This window comes from Peribacillus sp. SRI_006 (genome assembly GCF_057586375.1).
Map to the genome: position 1 here is coordinate 161,558 of NZ_JBYCZT010000012.1, position 14,964 is coordinate 176,521.

Consider the following 14,964-nt stretch of genomic DNA (forward strand, 5'->3'; position numbering starts at 1 on the left):
CATCCTAACTCCCTTCAATGTATCTTCATTATTTAAGATATAGGATGGACCCTTCGATGGCAAGAAACACAAAAGACCGCCCAGCCATTAAAGGCAGGAGCGGTCACTACGTTTACTCAATCTGTATTGGAACCAGGACCGTTCTTTCGTTTATTTGCAGAATATTCCTTACCGTGTGCTTCATGTTCTGCAATGATATCCGCTTTCGGTATATGGTTATTCTTTTTTGGTGAAGCGATGCGGTTGCGATGTTTTTTTCCCATGATCTATCTCCCCTTCAAACAATGTATTTTTTAGTTGAACTAATGTTAGCTTGTCCGATTACCACCGAAAATACCGGCAAAATAAGCACTTCATAATAAAGGAAAAACCCTTATCGAGACCGAATAGATAGAAAACTGATTTATGAGGAGGGAAAAAATGTTTCCTGAATTGAACACGGAAAGGTTACGCTTACGGGAAATTCGTGAAAGTGATGCGGAAGCTCTTTTCCAATGCTTATCAAAAGATGAAGTCACCCGCTTTTATGGACAGGATTCATTGGAAAATGTCGAACAGGCCAAGGATATTGTAGCAGCCTTTGCGAAAAACTATCATGAAAAACGAGCCGTTCGATGGGGAATTGAAAGAAAAGATACACAGGAATTGATTGGCACCATCGGTTTTCATGCCCACAGTCCCAAATACAGACGGGCGGAAATCGGTTATGAAATCCATCCAGCACATTGGCGTAAAGGATTTGCGTCAGAAGCGCTTAAGGAAGCTATCGCCTACGGTTTCAACGACCTTGATTTAACCCGTATCGGCGCGGTCGTTTTTCTGGAAAATCAGCCATCAAGTGAGCTCTTGCTTAAGCTGGGTTTCATCCAGGAAGGAGTATTAAGGAGTTATATTTACCAAAACGGGATCCCTCATGATACATATGTCTATTCCTTGCTGAAGTGAAACCAACTTCTTTGGAAGGTTGCACCTGAAGAAATTCGCGACACTCCTGCCTATAATAGTCAGTCGGCGGAAAGGGTGCGAATTTCAGGTACCAAGATTCGGTTCTGTCCGGAGCATTCTTCCCCCATTCCATTTACTTATTTTGGTAGAATAAAACCACAAATAATCTTCCTTAATATTCCAAATTACCTACAAAAAAAAGCCACCAAAACATGGCGACTCCCACTTCACGATTTAGGTGACTACAAGATAGTCCTTCAAGGCCTGCTGCAGCGTTCCCTTTGTTTCTGCTTTATTATCGAGCTGAATCCCTGAACGGATCATTTTCGTAACAACCTCTGGGCGTAATCCAGTCACCACAGCTTTACACCCCATCATTGCCGTTCCATCGAGGATTTTCATCAAATCAGTGATCATTTCAACTTCGATTTCGATGATACCGGACAAATCCAAGATCAAGGTTTGTATCCGAAGTTTACCTATCTCCATCAATACCTTTTCTTCGATTATCTGTATCCGTGAATAATCGATTGTCCCAATTAACGGAAGGACACAAGTGGTGGAAGTGATGGGAATGATCGGGACGGATAGATTTTCCACCAAGTTTTGCTGAGCGAGAATCAATTTGTCTTTGTAATCGGAGTAACTGACGAAAAAGGATTTAAGAAATTCATCAACCTTTTCATTCACTATTTTTTCTAAATCAAAAAAGACCTTGGAATCCTCAATAAACGCTTTCTTTTCTTGTTCGAACTTATAAAGAAAGGTCCAAAGCGTTCTGCGGAGGGCCTGAATCCATTCCAGCTTGAATGAAAGCGTCAAGGAGTGGGTTGCCCACGTAACTCCCTCTTGTTCGGCAAAGGAAATCAAATCCGTTTCATTCTGCTCCACTATATAACGGACGAGCTTATGTGCATTATTCAAAAGATCGACATTTCCAATCAGAAGGATTTCTTCGATTTTATCCCTGACATTGACCGCTGCTGATAAAAGATATTCTTCAAACTCACTTTTATTCTGCAAAAGGAATTCCATTATTTTATCTTCATCATAAACAAAACTCACTCTTCTCCACTCCCTTTTTGAACATCCAACTGTGATTTTTGTTACTATTTACTTTCTATATGTGTGGAGTTTTTTCCTGCTAATCGCTCATATATTAAAGAGAAGGTATTGAAGCTGGTTAAATCTCCTCTCCTGAAAAAACATTTTTCGATGCGGAAGAAAAGATCAGATGGGTGGAAGATTTCCCGTATTTAATGGCTTCATCGACGAAGTCTTCCAGCGTTTCCATCGAATATGTACTTATTTTAATAAGATAACTGTATTGACCGGCTAACCGGTGGCATTCCAGTACTTCCGGGTGACTCAAGCTAAATTGATAAAAATCTTTGCATCTATCCGTTTCGAATAATATGAATGCCGTAATGCTCCTATCAAGTTTTTCAAGTGATATTTCCGTTTTATACCCCTTTATCACTCCGCTTTCCTCTAATTTATTCACACGTTCTTTCGTTGCTGGTGCCGTTAAGGACACTTCTTGCGCCAGTTCTTTCATGGACATGCGCCCATTATTCTCCAGCAAGGAAAGTATTTTTTTATCCGTTCGATCCAACTCAATCGCCCCCACTTTTTATTATTAACAGAATCCTTTCAAATACATTATAAAATAAAAAGAAATGAGATGAATACGTAATTAATCACATGTATAAAGGAATTTGCTTTTTATATAATTAATTCAAATATAAATAAGGGGATGCTGTTATGAAAAAAGTATTGATGCTGCTATCCAATGGATTCGAAGCGGTTGAAGCAAGTGTGTTTACAGATGTATTGGGGTGGAATAAATTAGAGGGCGATGGCACCACTGACCTGGTTACGGTGGGACTTCACGAACGATTGAAATGCACCTGGAATTTCATCGTGCAGCCCGAACTGACCCTCGATCAAGTGAACCTTGATGACTACGATGCTCTGGCCATTCCAGGAGGCTTTGAAGAAGCCGGTTTCTATGAGGATGCCTATGATCAGAGGTTTCTTGATGTGATCAAGCATTTTCATAATAAGAACAAAATCATCGCAACCATTTGTGTAGGTTCCCTCCCACTAGGAAAAAGCGGGATATTGAATGGAAGAAAAGCCACAACATACAACCACCCAACCAGTAAGAGACAGGGGCAGCTAAAAGATTTTGGGGCGATTGTCGTGAACGAACCGATTGTCGTCACGGACAATATCATTACATCCTACAATCCATCCACAGCATTCGATGTTGCCTTTACGCTCTTGGAAATGCTCACTTCCAAAGATAATTGTGAACATGTGAAGGAATTGATGGGTTTCCATTAAGAATATCTTCGAAACCTACACGATTGGGGGGTGATTTCCGCTCAAGAAACCTGCTTATCCGCGGGCGGTCGGGGAGTCGCACTTTGTTACAAAATACAGATGGAAATCATACTTGGAGTCGAAGGTAATACTTTAGGTCAGTTGATTCAGGAACCTTATTTAAATACTTTTTCTGAACTCTTTCTCCTACAGTCTTTTTAGAAGGATGAAAACTTGAAACATGGAAGATATCAAAGCAATTATGAAGTACAACGGACCGAGAAAGCAGCGGCAAAAAGAGGTACGGAATGGTCTAATTCCAAACCATGATTTTAAAAGAAACCTTTGGTTATGTTTTTTACAATTTTATATGGATGAAACCCTTAAAAGATTGAAGAAAATTGCGACACTCCTGCCGAATAACTGGCTAGCCGAGACCCCGCAGCCGCTTGCGGTGAGGAGGCTTGGCAGACAGTGGAGGAAAGGGAGCGGATTTCTGAAATCAACTGGATCCTTTTTTTACACAAAAAAAACTGCAGGCAAACTCGTTTTGTTTTTCGAGTTGATCTGCAGTCTGGGGTTCCGAGTGAATTCGGAACCTGTTTCACGTTATTTCCAATAAGCCAATGAACGGGTTTTCATGGATGCACGGAACTGTTTTGTTGATTCCGGCAAGGCTTTATTCGTTGCATAATCGATGATGACACCATACCGGCGAATGACATCGAGACTACCCAGCTCGCCATTGGCGAATTTATCTTCCACGCTTTGTATGTTTTCCTCGAGCCTGTTGTTCCTGCTATTTAAGTATGCTTACACAACAATATTATTTATCAGGTGTTTCCGATGTGCCTTCCTCGCTGTTTTTGAGGTAAACTTCAGAAATTCCATTCATACCTTCCATTAGTTGCGTTTTAGTATATTCCATACTGCCAACCAGTTTATGAAGCTTCTTATCATTATTCTCTTCTGTAAGTTTAGATTCTGGATCCGTCACATTTTTTCACCTCCATCATTTAGGATGGCAAATCAAGATGGAAATATGTACGACAGGCGTCGATGGCAGACACCCTCTTACAGTACACTTTAGGTAAAAACAGGTAACTTTCATTAATATCTGTACTTCAAATAAGCAGGAAAAGATGATTTTATGAATCTTTTTTAAAAAATCAGCTGTTTTCAAGCCACTAAAGGGATATACTATAGTTTAGCTTTTATTACATTTTTGTTAGTATTTTTTCTCGTCTCACATTGTGTAATATTTTACAAGTTTTTCTAATTACATCAACAAAATGCTTATTGCAAAGGAGAATTGGATATGTCAGAAACGATTACCCAATCACAAACTGAACAACTTAATGCCCGCCAAAAACAATTAGATGTACTGGACCAATTATTAAAGCCTGAGGTTCAGGAATCATTGAACACTTTAGTCGAGCAGTTACCAAAACTAACTGAGTTAGTGAATATTTTAACAAAGTCTTATGATTTCGCTCAATCGGTTGCGACTGATGATGTGTTGAAAAATGATACGGTCAGCGCCATTTCGGAGATCGCGACACCTGTGGTCCATTCAGTGAAAGGGCTTGCTGCTAATGCCATCGAGGCTAAGGATCGTGCAGAAGCGAATAATGATGTAATCGGTCTTTTTGGTTTGTTAAGGATGATGAAAGATCCGGAAGCACAAAAGCTTTTCCGTTTCGCCCAAGCATTTCTTGAAGTCTCTGCAGAACGTAAAAACCAAAAATAATTTGATAACTTTCAATCAGTAAGGACGGGGGATTAACTATGTCAAAACAAATCGTCATCTTAGGTGCAGGTTACGCAGGATTACTATCTGCCTTATCCGTACGTGAATATTACAAAAAGGATGAAGTGCAGGTCACAGTGGTGAACCAATTTCCAACGCACCAAATCATCACCGAATTGCACCGTCTTGCAGGCGGATCCATTTCTGAACAAGCCGTTTCCATTCCTTTGGAAAAGCTTTTCAAAGGAAAAGATATCGACCTTGTCATTTCCAAAGTGGAGTCATTCTCGGTCGATAATAAAGAAGTGAAACTTGCCAATGGTTCCACATTATCTTATGATGCCCTGGTTGTTGCTTTGGGAAGCCAAACAGGATTCTTCGGCATTCCGGGACTTGAGGAAAACAGCATGGTCTTGAAATCCGTAAATGATGCAAACAAGATTTACAAACATATCGAAGATCGCATTCGCGAATATTCTCAAACGAATAATGAAGCGGACGCAACCATCGTGATCGGCGGCGGCGGATTGACGGGCGTTGAGTTAATCGGTGAAATCGTGGATCATTTCCCTAAAATCGCCAAAAAGTTCGGAGTGGACTTCAAGGACTTGAAAATCAAGCTTGTGGAAGCTGGTCCAAAAATCCTTCCAGTACTGCCTGATCACTTAATCGAACGTGCCATGACAAGCTTGGAAGCACGCGGCGTTGAATTCCTGACAGGTCTGCCTGTAACGGGTGTTAAAGGAAATCAAATCGAATTGAAAGACGGACAAACGATAACGGCCAATACGCTTGTTTGGACAGGCGGAGTTGCGGCTCTTCCTATCGTAGGCGAATCAGGCCTTGAAGTAGATCGCGGCAAAGCAACCGTCAATGAGTATTTGCAATCCAAATCCCATAAAGACGTATTCGTTGTCGGCGACAGTGCCGTTGCGTTCCCTCCAGAAGGCGGCCGTCCATATGCTCCTACTGCACAAAATGCTTGGCAAATGGGTGAGCTCGTTGGATACAACCTATATGCAGCATTTGAAGGCAAGAAACTTGAAGAATTCTCACCTGTAAACTCAGGTACACTTGCGAGCCTTGGCCGTAAGGATGCAGTGGCAACCGTTGGGGCCAATAACACGTCCCTTAAAGGCCTTCCGGCTACATTGATGAAAGAAGCAAGTAATGTTCGCTACCTATCACACATCAAAGCCCTATTCAGCCTGGCTTATTAATTCTAATTGACGTGACATGTTCACGGTACATGCCCTTTATTCCCGTTTGGGAGTAAGGGCATTTTTCATATCAAAAAAGGCGGGCACCCGCTGAAGGGGTCCCGCCATATTTCACTCTACATTACTATGTTTGGAATAAGTAAGCTCGTGGCTGATGGACTCGGTTAATGAATAGTCCAAGCATACTGCATCACATAAAACATGTACACATTGATCAAACAAAGAACTTAAAGGCTGGACGCTTTTCGTTTCATGTTCCAAGCGATTTTTCGTTGCTGCCGGTATCACCAAGACCTCATGAGAGACATTCGCCAATTCCGATTGGTCATTCGTCGTGATCGAAAACACCTTGCATCCCACTTCCCTGCCTTTTGCTGCAACTGATATCACACTTTTGGTCGAGCCGCTCCCGCTAATGGCTATGATCAGATCGCCTTTCGAAATAGAAGGGGTAATCGTTTCCCCGACTGCATAGACGTTTACGCCAAGGTGCATCAATCTCATCGCAAAGGCTTTGGCCATGAAGCCCGATCTGCCTTCACCAACGATGAAGATCCTGGTGTCGGTCCGTAAATTTTTTAGGAGCACATCCGTTACCCCTCCGTCCATTTTGTGAAATACACCGTTCATTTCTTCTAAAATAACCCCAATTTCCTTCTTCAAACTTCCTTCACACCTTTCTTTCCATTCACCGTTTCCTTAAATAGACGGGCAGCTTCTGCTGGATTCTTTGCTTTTGTAATCGCCGAGCCAATGATGATGACATCCAGCCCCTTCCTGACCATTACAGGCAAGGACGAAAGAGTGATCCCTCCTGCTGCAGCCCTCATGGACCCAGCATGATTTCTCATATTGATCATGGCATGACCTGAATTCTCCTGGCTGTCCTTGCTTACATGCTCACAGAATATCGCCTGACGGTAAATCCGTAATTGCTCAAGCCGGGTATCGGATACATTCAATAAATCAATCATGATCTGCCCCTTGTATTCACGCGCTTTTTCCAAGCATTTTTGGATGGTTACATCCGATGCAGCCCCCATTACCGTAGCTATATCAGCCCCGCTTTGAAAGCAAAGATCCATTTCATAAGCCGCATTGTCCATCGTCTTCATGTCGGCAACGATTTTTTTATCCGGAAAGTGATTTTTCATTTCTTTGATGCTATTCACTCCGAACTCTTTAATCAGGGAAGTCCCCACCTCAATCCAATCAATCGAGGCTTCCACGCTTCGTGCCATTTCAATGGCTTCCTCCATATTCATGCGATCCAACGCCAGCTGTATTTTCATGACGAAGCCACCTTCATTTGCTTGACTGACGTAACCGCAGGCTTTTTAACCATCAATGTGAGTAACGCTGAAATCAATAACGATCCCGCCATGAAAATATAGGATGCTCCAGGCCCGCCGGTCAATCCGTTTAAATATCCGACGAAATAAGCACCTACAAATGAGCCAAGCGCTCCCATGCTATTAATCAGGGCCATTGCTCCGCCTGCCACATTCCTTGGGAGAATTTCAGGAATGATGGCAAAGAACGGTCCATATGGCGCATACATCGCACCGCCTGCAATAACCAACAGGGCATATGAAAGCCAGAAATTCGATGTGCCGAGCATGAAAGACCCGAAGAATGCGATTGCCCCCACAAGCAGCGATGTCCAAACGAACGTTTTTCGATTCAATGTTTTATCCGAAAAATAGGATAGTGCCAGCATCGAAATGACCGCTAACAAATAAGGTCCGGCTGAAAGCCAGCCCGTTGCTACTATATCCATGCTCGACGCTTGTTTAATAATGGACGGCAGCCACATGACGAACCCATAAACCCCGATGCTCCACATGAAGTATTGGATACTGAGGACGATGACCTGCTTTGACTTAAAAGCTTCCCTATAATTTTTCACAGGTTTTAATGCAGCCTGTTCTTTCTGGAGGGTCGCTTCCATATCTTGCTTTTCCTGATCTGTAAGCCACTTGGCATCTTTGGGACGGTCATTGACGACCTTATACCAGATAAACGCCCACAGGACAGCCGGAAGTCCTTCAATGATGAACAGCCATCTCCAGTCGAATGCCTTCAATAGGTAGCCGGAAAGGATCGACATCCACAATACAGTAACTGGATTCCCCAGAATCAAAAAGGTGTTGGCCCGGGAGCGTTCTTCTTTTAGAAACCAGTGGCTTAAGAAGACGAGCATCGCGGGCATAACAGCGCTTTCAACAACACCAAGCAAGAAGCGAATCGGATAGAGCCATGCCACACTTGTTGCCATCCCCGTCAAGGTCGCCAGTCCTCCCCAGAGAATCAAGCTCCAAAAAATCAGGATTTTGGCACTTTTCTTTTCTGCGTAATGTGCACCTGGAATTTGAAAGAAGAAATAACCAAGGAAAAACAGCGCGGCCAGAAAGGAGGATACCCCGGCTGTGATATTAAGGTCTTCCCCCATTCCTCCCGCTACGCCAAACCCATAGTTGGCACGGTCGAGATAAGCGAGACTGTATGTGATGAACACTAAGGGGATCAATCTCATCCACCTTTTTCTCGAAGCTACTTGTAATTGAGACATGATTGAAGCACTCCTTTTTTCATAAAGTGTTCTAGCTCTTCCATATCAGGAAGGCCTTCGTGATCTCCGGAAGACATCACGGCCTTAGCCCCTATCGCATTTCCGCGTAAAACTGCTTCTTCATTCGATGCCCCTTCCAGTAAAGCGCTGATTACCCCGACAGCAAACCCGTCTCCTGCCCCTACGGTATCCACGACTTCCGCTACGGTAAAACCCGGTACCTCCTTCCTTTCATCTTGGGTTGCAAAGTAGGCTCCTTCTTCCCCGAGTTTAATCACTACAAGCTTAACACCGAGTTCGAGGTAGTAACTGGCGATATCCTCTTTGTTGCTGTATCCTGTAAGAATTTCACCTTCCTGAATTCCGGGAAGCAGCCAATCCGCCTCCTCCGCAAACATATTGACGATGCTGATCATCTCCCTTTCATTCGGCCAGAGTGATGGACGCAGATTTGGATCGAATGAAACGGTTACACCCTTTTGTTTCAGATGTTTCAAGACTTGCCATGACAGATCTCTGAAACTGCCGGAAATGGCAGGAGGTATCCCCGTTAAATGCAGGTGCTGAGTTGAAGGGAGTTTCTCCAGGGGAAAGTCCTCCAGGGAAATCTTACTGGCGCTTGAATTCTTCCTAAAGTATTCAACGACCGGATCTCCTTGTTCGACTTTGGATTTTAACTGGAACCCAGTTGGATTGAATGGATCCATCAAAACATGGGAGACATCCACCCCCTCATTTGTGAGCGTTTTCATAATCATGCGCCCGAACGAATCATCGCCCACCTTGCTCATCCATGCAGTTTTAATCCCTAACCTTGACAGGCCAATTGCTACATTCGTTTCGGCCCCTGCCACATAACGCTTATAACGCATGCAATCATCAAGGCTGCCCGAATCCTCAGCAATGAACATCGCCATTGCCTCTCCCATCGTCAGTACTTTAAGCTCGTTCATGGCTGACCTCCTGTTCCATTTTCATAAGTGAAATATAAGTCGCTACATTTTCCAATGTTACCGGGAACTCAATCGCTACCGGACAAGCGCCATTAAACTTTTCCAATAACTCCATTACCTCAGGCAGCAGCGGCATCGATACCGGCTCAGTCACCCAACCCTCTTTCTCGCGCTTCACTTGCTTCAAATGAATATAGTCCACATATCCCGCTAAATCCTTCGCAGCTTCCATTGGAACTTCTTCTGTATACAGCCAATTGCCCGTATCAAATGTCAGTCTAATCGGGATATCGAACTTTTCGGAGCAACTCAGGAAATGAGCGATCCGGTTTACATTTCCACCGCCAAGCGTCTGATCATTCTCGATGGTGATTTTCATTTCACGGTTTTGCAGATTTTCCACCAAGGCTTCATTCATTCGAAACATATCTGTTTCAAAAAAATCGTAGTTTCCTAGAGGCATCTTCAGCAATTCCGCTCCCAATTCATCCGCTTCCCTTGCCAAGCGTTTAAAACCTATTTCATTCATTTGATGGTTCGAGCCGATCAGGAATTCAGGAGCGGAATAATAAATGTCCAAGTTAAGCTCCCTGCATAAGGCACCCAATTCTTCCAGAGAATCATCCGGCGTCAATAATTCTTTTCTGATTTCGATTCCATCAGCTCCAGCGGCTGCTACTAGTTTTATGATTTCAAGATGTCCGAGCGCTTGAAGCTTTTCGGCCGGTATTGAATTCATGCATACAAAGACTTTCATATTAATCCTCCTGACCCCAAAATGGTATCGGTACCATTTTGTGAGTTAATAAAGTCTTCAAGTTTAGAAGACTTATGATTTTTGTATAAATGGAGTCGTTTCCCTTATATTCAATTTCGCTTGATACGCCATTGTCTGCGCTGGGGAAGCCTGTCCATCAATGCGGCGCAGGATCATTTCCATAGCAGCGACCCCGATTTGGTATGTGGGCTGTTCAATCGTTGTAATGCCCGAATAAACGATGGTGCTCCAATCCGGATTATCAAATCCCATCATTGCTAAATCTTCCGGGACTGACAGTTTCTTTTCTTGTAAAAGTAGAATTAATTTTAATAGCACGACACTATTTGCCGTCAATATAGCTCTTGATGCGCCTTTTGAGTCATCTAAAAAATGCTTGAGCTTGGACTCGACATCTTTTAAATCATCGACATTGACCTCATAAACATCACCTGAACTCGGATGGCTGTGGCTCATCAACGTTTGCTGAAAGGATAGCCGCCGCTCATGCCTGGTACTGACATTGCTGGCAGGTTCGCTGAAAAAAGCAATTCGTTCATAGTTTTGGCCAACCAAATAATTGACCGCTTGTGAAGTAGCCTGAAAATTATCCAATCCTACCGTATCGATTTCAAGATCTGGCACCTTCCGATCCAAAAGGATGATCGGGGTCTTTTGCTCTTGCATCTGTTTTAGCATGTCGTGATTACCGCCAGTCGTATGAATGATAAGCCCGTCGATGCGATGGGATAAAAGCATATCAAAATAGCCTCTTTCCTTCTCGGGGTTATTATCCGAATTGCAAATCATCAGATTATATCCATTCTGGCTGCATATATCCTCAGCCCCCCGAAGGATGGCCGTCGTATATGGATTGTTGATGTCCGCCACGATGATTCCAATCAAATAACTCTTATTGCTTTTGAGCCCTCTTGCCATCGTGTTTGGGCGGTAATCCATTTTGTTGATTGCCAGCTCGATTTTCTTACGGGTTTTGTCAGAGAGTTCATCAAATCTCCCCCCTAAATACCGGGAAACAGAGGTCTTTGAAACACCTGCTTCTCTAGCAACATCGTAAATTGTAACCTTTACGTTTTCTTGTTTAACCATTACATTCATCCATTCGCGAATTTTGGAACCGCTTCCATTTTTATAAATATTAACACATTACCAATGAATGTCAATCCATTTTATTCAAATTCTTTTTCTTCCGCTGAAAATGCGTAGCTAAGCTGACAGCCCGTTGTTTTTTTTCACCGCACTCCTTCATTTCCCTATACTAAAATATATTAACTAAACTGTATAATATAAACAGTTACAGAGAGGGGAAGGCTTTTTTTGATGAAAAATAAATATTCAAAATGGTTACTTGTTGTAGTTATATGTATGGGTGTTGCTATCGGAGGTTATTTGTATTATTCCAGTATTGCAATTGGAGGCACATCTGATAATGGTATGTGGAAAGCAAATTATAAGAAAAACTCTGATGAAACAGTTGGCGGATGGATTGGACATCTTCAACAAAAGTCTGGTGGCAAGGTCAAGATAAAAGTAGTAACCTTTACTGATAATGGAAAAATAGTAGTGGAACATAAGGGATTTACAGAAGGAAAAAGTGAAGATGGCTCTGTTACAAAATTAAATCCGTTATCAACGGATTTTTATTTGGGTGATCCTCCAAAAAAAGAGCATGTGTACAAGTTGCATATTACATGGGAGAAAAAAGGACAGCCCAAGACAGATACTTTTCTTCTAAAATAAAAGAGCTTACGTTCATGCAAGGATATATCTGATAAATTATGGAGCCATTTTGAAACAAAATGGCTCCTTTTATAGACATGCATTACATTTTATTCGGCGTTGAAATTCCCAATAAACTTAGCGCATCCTTCAATACGATCGCAACGGAAAAAGCGAATGAGAGCTTCATTTGTTTCCATTCATCTTCCACTAGGATTTTCGAATGTGCATAATACTTATTGAATGCACGCGATACATGCAAGCTGAATTTCGCGATTTGTGATGGATCGGCTTGTTCAAATGATTTTTGGACAATGATCGGGTATTGCTCCAGCAGCTGGATGACTGGCCACGCATATTCGCCTAAAGCTTCATATTGGATGGCCTGCTCTTTAAAATCACCTTTTTCAAGCAAGGAGGAAATTCGCGCATATGTGTACTGTACATATGGGCCCGTTTCTCCCTCAAAATTCATCATTTGCTCTAATGAAAAATCAATATCGTTCATGCGGTTATTTTTTAAATCATTAAAGATTACCGCTCCGACACCGACCTGTCTTGCAACCAGTTCTTTCTGTTCAAGCGCTTGATTTTTTTCTTCAATATTGCGCTTCGCAGTTTCGATCGCCTCTGCCAATACATCCGCAAGCAGCACGACTTTCCCTTTACGGGTCGACATTTTCTTACCGTCTTTTAGCATCATGCCAAATGCTACGTGCTGTAAGTCTTTTGACCACTCATACCCCATTTTTTCAATGACGTTAAAGAGTTGTTTAAAGTGCAGGGATTGTTCATTTCCGACCACATAAAATGTCTTCTTTGCCTCATACTGTTTTTTACGATACATGGCTGCAGCTAAATCACGTGTGGCATAAAGTGTCGCACCATCGGTTTTCGTAATCAAACAAGGCGGCATATCTTCCAATTGCACGACATAGGCACCTTCTGAAAGGGCAAGCAGGCCTTTTTCTTTTAGTTCCCCGACAACCGCATCCATTTTATCATTGTAAAATGCTTCGCCGGCATAGGAATCAAAACGGATGCCCAATAAATCATAAATCGTCTCGAATTCTTTTAAAGACGCATCCCTGAACCATTTCCACAATGCCAGTGCTTCCTCGTCCCCGTCTTCAAGCGACTTGAAGCTTGCTCGTGCTTGGTCATTCAACGATTCATCGGTTTCTGCTCTTTCATGGAACTTCACATAGATTTTCAATAATTCCTGAATCGGCGAAGCTTCGATTGCCTCTTTGTCTCCCCACAGCTTATACGCGACAATCAACTTGCCGAATTGCGTGCCCCAATCTCCTAAATGATTGATACGCACGGCATTGTAGCCATTTTTTTCGGCAATGTTGGCCAGTGCATTTCCTATGACCGTAGAGCGTAAGTGCCCCATGGAAAAAGGCTTGGCAATATTCGGGGAGGAATAATCAATCACGACATTTCCCTGTCCAGGCTGCATCGAACCATACTGATCCTTTTCCCTTAATATCGTTTGCAGCACGTTTTCCGTCACCATCTGTTGATTGACGAAGATATTCAGATAACCTCCCACTACGTTCACTTCTTGAATCAACGTACTGTTTAGTTGTTGAGCTATTTCCGACGCAATCACCTGAGGCGATTTTTTGAATTTTTTCGCAAGAGTAAAGCATGGGAAGGCGACATCACCTAACTCCATCAATTTCGGCTTTTCCATTAATTTTTCTATTTCACTTGCTGGCATTTCATTGTTCAAAGCAGTTGAAATCAATTCTGCAATTGGTTTATTCATCGACATTTTCCCTCCTAAACAAAAAAGCCCCCGCCTCTAAATAAGAGACGAGAGCATGAATTCCCGTGGTACCACTCTAGTTGCCACAAATTGCGGCCACTTTCCATTGTTAACGAGGTGACTCCCCGATATTCCCTACTGAACGTTTCAAGAAATTTCTCCAAAGTGCGCTTCATTCATCCGACCTGCATTAGGCTCCCACCATCCCTAACTCGCTTTCCATTTCAAAATGAACTACTCTCTTCATCACAGAATTTTCAATATTATAATTTAATCCATCGTACACAATTTAAAAAAACGTGTCAACACAATTTAAGAAACAAATCCTAACCAGCCGGTAACTTCATTTTATCCTTGATCGTCGAAAAATACTTCCGTACTGTCCCAATTGTGCCGCTTTGATTGGACGGCTCAATATTGGATGGACCATCGGCTAACAGCCCTAACACTCCCATTTCCCGGCCATTATGGCTGGTAGGCCCATCAATAAGCTCTGGGGAGTATATTCGCTTGCCATCCATTATGCTGCGAATCGAGCAGACTAACTCTTCACCCGGGTTATCCTTCAATAAATAACCACTTACATCAGCCTTTAATGCGAGTTGAAAATAACCAGTCCTTCGAAATGTCGTTAAAATGACCACTTTGCATTCAAATGACCTTAATGCTTCCGCTGCCTCAAGTCCGCTCATTACAGGCATCTCCATATCCAAGATGCAAACATCAGGCCGTAATTGCTGTACAAGAGCCATCGCTTCTTCTCCGTTACTGGCTTGCCCGACAATTTCTATATCTTCTTCAAGATTGAGTAGAGAACTTATTGCCTCTAAAAGCATTTGCTGATTTTCTGCAATGACAATTCGAATCATTTTTAAGTTCTCTCCTTTATCGAGTTCCTTATATGAAACAAAGACTCCCCAAA

General features: G+C 42.6%; 19 protein-coding genes and 1 other annotated feature. Of the genes, 6 read left to right on the forward strand and 13 right to left on the reverse strand.

Features of this window, described 5'->3' with window-relative positions; all coding sequences use genetic code 11:
* Nucleotides 1–116: 116 nt before the first annotated feature.
* Entirely contained in the window at nt 117–263 is a 147-nt protein-coding gene (locus tag AC2YHV_RS18625; RefSeq protein WP_100298038.1) for a hypothetical protein, read from the reverse strand.
* 157 nt (nt 264–420) lie between these two features.
* Between AC2YHV_RS18625 and AC2YHV_RS18630 the strand changes: the two genes are divergently transcribed.
* Entirely contained in the window at nt 421–945 is a 525-nt protein-coding gene (locus AC2YHV_RS18630; protein ID WP_063575155.1) for a GNAT family N-acetyltransferase, read from the forward strand.
* A 234-nt stretch (nt 946–1,179) separates the two neighbouring features.
* Here AC2YHV_RS18630 and AC2YHV_RS18635 read toward each other — a convergent pair whose 3' ends face one another.
* Both AC2YHV_RS18635 and AC2YHV_RS18640 read right to left on the reverse strand, forming a co-directional pair.
* The gene (locus AC2YHV_RS18635; RefSeq protein ID WP_328118127.1) at nt 1,180–2,010 is read right to left on the reverse strand and encodes an STAS domain-containing protein; all 831 of its coding nucleotides are present in this window, start codon (nt 2,008–2,010) and stop codon (nt 1,180–1,182) included.
* 118 nt (nt 2,011–2,128) lie between these two features.
* Entirely contained in the window at nt 2,129–2,560 is a 432-nt protein-coding gene (locus tag AC2YHV_RS18640) for an Lrp/AsnC family transcriptional regulator (RefSeq protein ID WP_034304284.1), read from the reverse strand.
* Nucleotides 2,561–2,709: 149 nt separating this feature from the next.
* Here AC2YHV_RS18640 and AC2YHV_RS18645 point away from each other — a divergent pair, with 149 nt between their 5' ends.
* Nucleotides 2,710–3,294 (forward strand): DJ-1/PfpI family protein, encoded by a 585-nt coding sequence (locus AC2YHV_RS18645; RefSeq protein ID WP_063575154.1) that lies wholly within the window; start codon nt 2,710–2,712, stop codon nt 3,292–3,294.
* 220 nt (nt 3,295–3,514) lie between these two features.
* Entirely contained in the window at nt 3,515–3,895 is a 381-nt protein-coding gene (locus AC2YHV_RS18650) for a hypothetical protein (protein ID WP_487373809.1), read from the forward strand.
* On the opposite strand, the gene AC2YHV_RS18655 is transcribed toward AC2YHV_RS18650, so the two are convergent.
* Complete coding sequence (locus AC2YHV_RS18655; RefSeq protein WP_487373810.1) at nt 3,883–4,038, reverse strand: hypothetical protein; 156 nt, start codon at nt 4,036–4,038, stop codon at nt 3,883–3,885. The two genes, AC2YHV_RS18650 and AC2YHV_RS18655, sit on opposite strands and share 13 nt — an antisense overlap.
* A gap of 61 nt (nt 4,039–4,099) precedes the next feature.
* Nucleotides 4,100–4,270, reverse strand: coding sequence for a hypothetical protein (locus AC2YHV_RS18660; protein WP_156500248.1), 171 nt, complete (start codon nt 4,268–4,270; stop codon nt 4,100–4,102).
* A 321-nt stretch (nt 4,271–4,591) separates the two neighbouring features.
* Between AC2YHV_RS18660 and AC2YHV_RS18665 the strand changes: the two genes are divergently transcribed.
* Both AC2YHV_RS18665 and AC2YHV_RS18670 read left to right on the forward strand, forming a co-directional pair.
* Nucleotides 4,592–5,023 carry a DUF1641 domain-containing protein gene (locus AC2YHV_RS18665; protein WP_048687523.1) on the forward strand — a complete coding sequence of 144 codons (432 nt, stop codon included), beginning with the start codon at nt 4,592–4,594 and terminating at the stop codon, nt 5,021–5,023.
* Between the two features lie 38 nt (nt 5,024–5,061).
* Nucleotides 5,062–6,243 carry an NAD(P)/FAD-dependent oxidoreductase gene (locus AC2YHV_RS18670; RefSeq protein ID WP_063575153.1) on the forward strand — a complete coding sequence of 394 codons (1,182 nt, stop codon included), beginning with the start codon at nt 5,062–5,064 and terminating at the stop codon, nt 6,241–6,243.
* Between the two features lie 111 nt (nt 6,244–6,354).
* Here AC2YHV_RS18670 and hxlB read toward each other — a convergent pair whose 3' ends face one another.
* The 6 genes from hxlB to AC2YHV_RS18700 all read right to left on the reverse strand — a co-directional run bounded on the left by hxlB (nt 6,355) and on the right by AC2YHV_RS18700 (nt 11,635).
* Nucleotides 6,355–6,906, reverse strand: coding sequence for a 6-phospho-3-hexuloisomerase (gene hxlB, locus AC2YHV_RS18675; RefSeq protein WP_487373811.1), 552 nt, complete (start codon nt 6,904–6,906; stop codon nt 6,355–6,357).
* The gene (hxlA, locus tag AC2YHV_RS18680; RefSeq protein WP_098936235.1) at nt 6,903–7,535 is read right to left on the reverse strand and encodes a 3-hexulose-6-phosphate synthase; all 633 of its coding nucleotides are present in this window, start codon (nt 7,533–7,535) and stop codon (nt 6,903–6,905) included. The genes hxlB and hxlA overlap by 4 nt, the downstream gene beginning before the upstream one ends.
* The gene (locus AC2YHV_RS18685; RefSeq protein WP_268565154.1) at nt 7,532–8,815 is read right to left on the reverse strand and encodes an MFS transporter; all 1,284 of its coding nucleotides are present in this window, start codon (nt 8,813–8,815) and stop codon (nt 7,532–7,534) included. The genes hxlA and AC2YHV_RS18685 overlap by 4 nt, the downstream gene beginning before the upstream one ends.
* Nucleotides 8,797–9,768: a sugar kinase gene (locus AC2YHV_RS18690; RefSeq protein ID WP_106028579.1), complete on the reverse strand. Its 972-nt coding sequence runs from the start codon at nt 9,766–9,768 to the stop codon at nt 8,797–8,799. Before AC2YHV_RS18690 ends, AC2YHV_RS18685 begins: the two co-directional genes overlap by 19 nt.
* Nucleotides 9,755–10,525 (reverse strand): sugar phosphate isomerase/epimerase family protein, encoded by a 771-nt coding sequence (locus AC2YHV_RS18695; RefSeq protein ID WP_063575149.1) that lies wholly within the window; start codon nt 10,523–10,525, stop codon nt 9,755–9,757. The genes AC2YHV_RS18690 and AC2YHV_RS18695 overlap by 14 nt, the downstream gene beginning before the upstream one ends.
* A 72-nt stretch (nt 10,526–10,597) precedes the next feature.
* A complete protein-coding gene (locus AC2YHV_RS18700; protein ID WP_487373812.1) occupies nt 10,598–11,635 on the reverse strand; it encodes a LacI family DNA-binding transcriptional regulator in 1,038 nt (345 codons plus the stop codon).
* 228 nt (nt 11,636–11,863) lie between these two features.
* Here AC2YHV_RS18700 and AC2YHV_RS18705 point away from each other — a divergent pair, with 228 nt between their 5' ends.
* The gene (locus AC2YHV_RS18705; RefSeq protein ID WP_098936237.1) at nt 11,864–12,286 is read left to right on the forward strand and encodes a hypothetical protein; all 423 of its coding nucleotides are present in this window, start codon (nt 11,864–11,866) and stop codon (nt 12,284–12,286) included.
* An 82-nt stretch (nt 12,287–12,368) separates the two neighbouring features.
* On the opposite strand, the gene argS is transcribed toward AC2YHV_RS18705, so the two are convergent.
* Both argS and AC2YHV_RS18715 read right to left on the reverse strand, forming a co-directional pair.
* Nucleotides 12,369–14,048, reverse strand: coding sequence for an arginine--tRNA ligase (gene argS / locus AC2YHV_RS18710; protein WP_487373814.1), 1,680 nt, complete (start codon nt 14,046–14,048; stop codon nt 12,369–12,371).
* A gap of 34 nt (nt 14,049–14,082) precedes the next feature.
* Nucleotides 14,083–14,301 (reverse strand) — a binding site (T-box leader).
* Nucleotides 14,302–14,368: 67 nt separating this feature from the next.
* On the reverse strand, nt 14,369–14,911 hold the full coding sequence (locus AC2YHV_RS18715) for a response regulator (protein WP_487373815.1): 543 nt from the start codon (nt 14,909–14,911) through the stop codon (nt 14,369–14,371).
* Between the last annotated feature and the right edge of the window lie 53 nt (nt 14,912–14,964).

What these genes read in the sequence shown, in the direction of transcription:
- AC2YHV_RS18625 (WP_100298038.1), bottom strand. Translation starts at nt 263, where the DNA reads ATGGGAAAAAAACATCGCAACCGCATCGCTTCACCAAAAAAGAATAAC.
- AC2YHV_RS18630 (WP_063575155.1), top strand. Translation starts at nt 421, where the DNA reads ATGTTTCCTGAATTGAACACGGAAAGGTTACGCTTACGGGAAATTCGT.
- AC2YHV_RS18645 (WP_063575154.1), top strand. Translation starts at nt 2,710, where the DNA reads ATGAAAAAAGTATTGATGCTGCTATCCAATGGATTCGAAGCGGTTGAA.
- AC2YHV_RS18650 (WP_487373809.1), top strand. Translation starts at nt 3,515, where the DNA reads ATGGAAGATATCAAAGCAATTATGAAGTACAACGGACCGAGAAAGCAG.
- AC2YHV_RS18665 (WP_048687523.1), top strand. Translation starts at nt 4,592, where the DNA reads ATGTCAGAAACGATTACCCAATCACAAACTGAACAACTTAATGCCCGC.
- AC2YHV_RS18670 (WP_063575153.1), top strand. Translation starts at nt 5,062, where the DNA reads ATGTCAAAACAAATCGTCATCTTAGGTGCAGGTTACGCAGGATTACTA.
- hxlA (WP_098936235.1), bottom strand. Translation starts at nt 7,535, where the DNA reads ATGAAAATACAGCTGGCGTTGGATCGCATGAATATGGAGGAAGCCATT.
- AC2YHV_RS18685 (WP_268565154.1), bottom strand. Translation starts at nt 8,815, where the DNA reads ATGTCTCAATTACAAGTAGCTTCGAGAAAAAGGTGGATGAGATTGATC.
- AC2YHV_RS18690 (WP_106028579.1), bottom strand. Translation starts at nt 9,768, where the DNA reads ATGAACGAGCTTAAAGTACTGACGATGGGAGAGGCAATGGCGATGTTC.
- AC2YHV_RS18695 (WP_063575149.1), bottom strand. Translation starts at nt 10,525, where the DNA reads ATGAAAGTCTTTGTATGCATGAATTCAATACCGGCCGAAAAGCTTCAA.
- AC2YHV_RS18700 (WP_487373812.1), bottom strand. Translation starts at nt 11,635, where the DNA reads ATGGTTAAACAAGAAAACGTAAAGGTTACAATTTACGATGTTGCTAGA.
- argS (WP_487373814.1), bottom strand. Translation starts at nt 14,048, where the DNA reads ATGTCGATGAATAAACCAATTGCAGAATTGATTTCAACTGCTTTGAAC.
- AC2YHV_RS18715 (WP_487373815.1), bottom strand. Translation starts at nt 14,911, where the DNA reads ATGATTCGAATTGTCATTGCAGAAAATCAGCAAATGCTTTTAGAGGCA.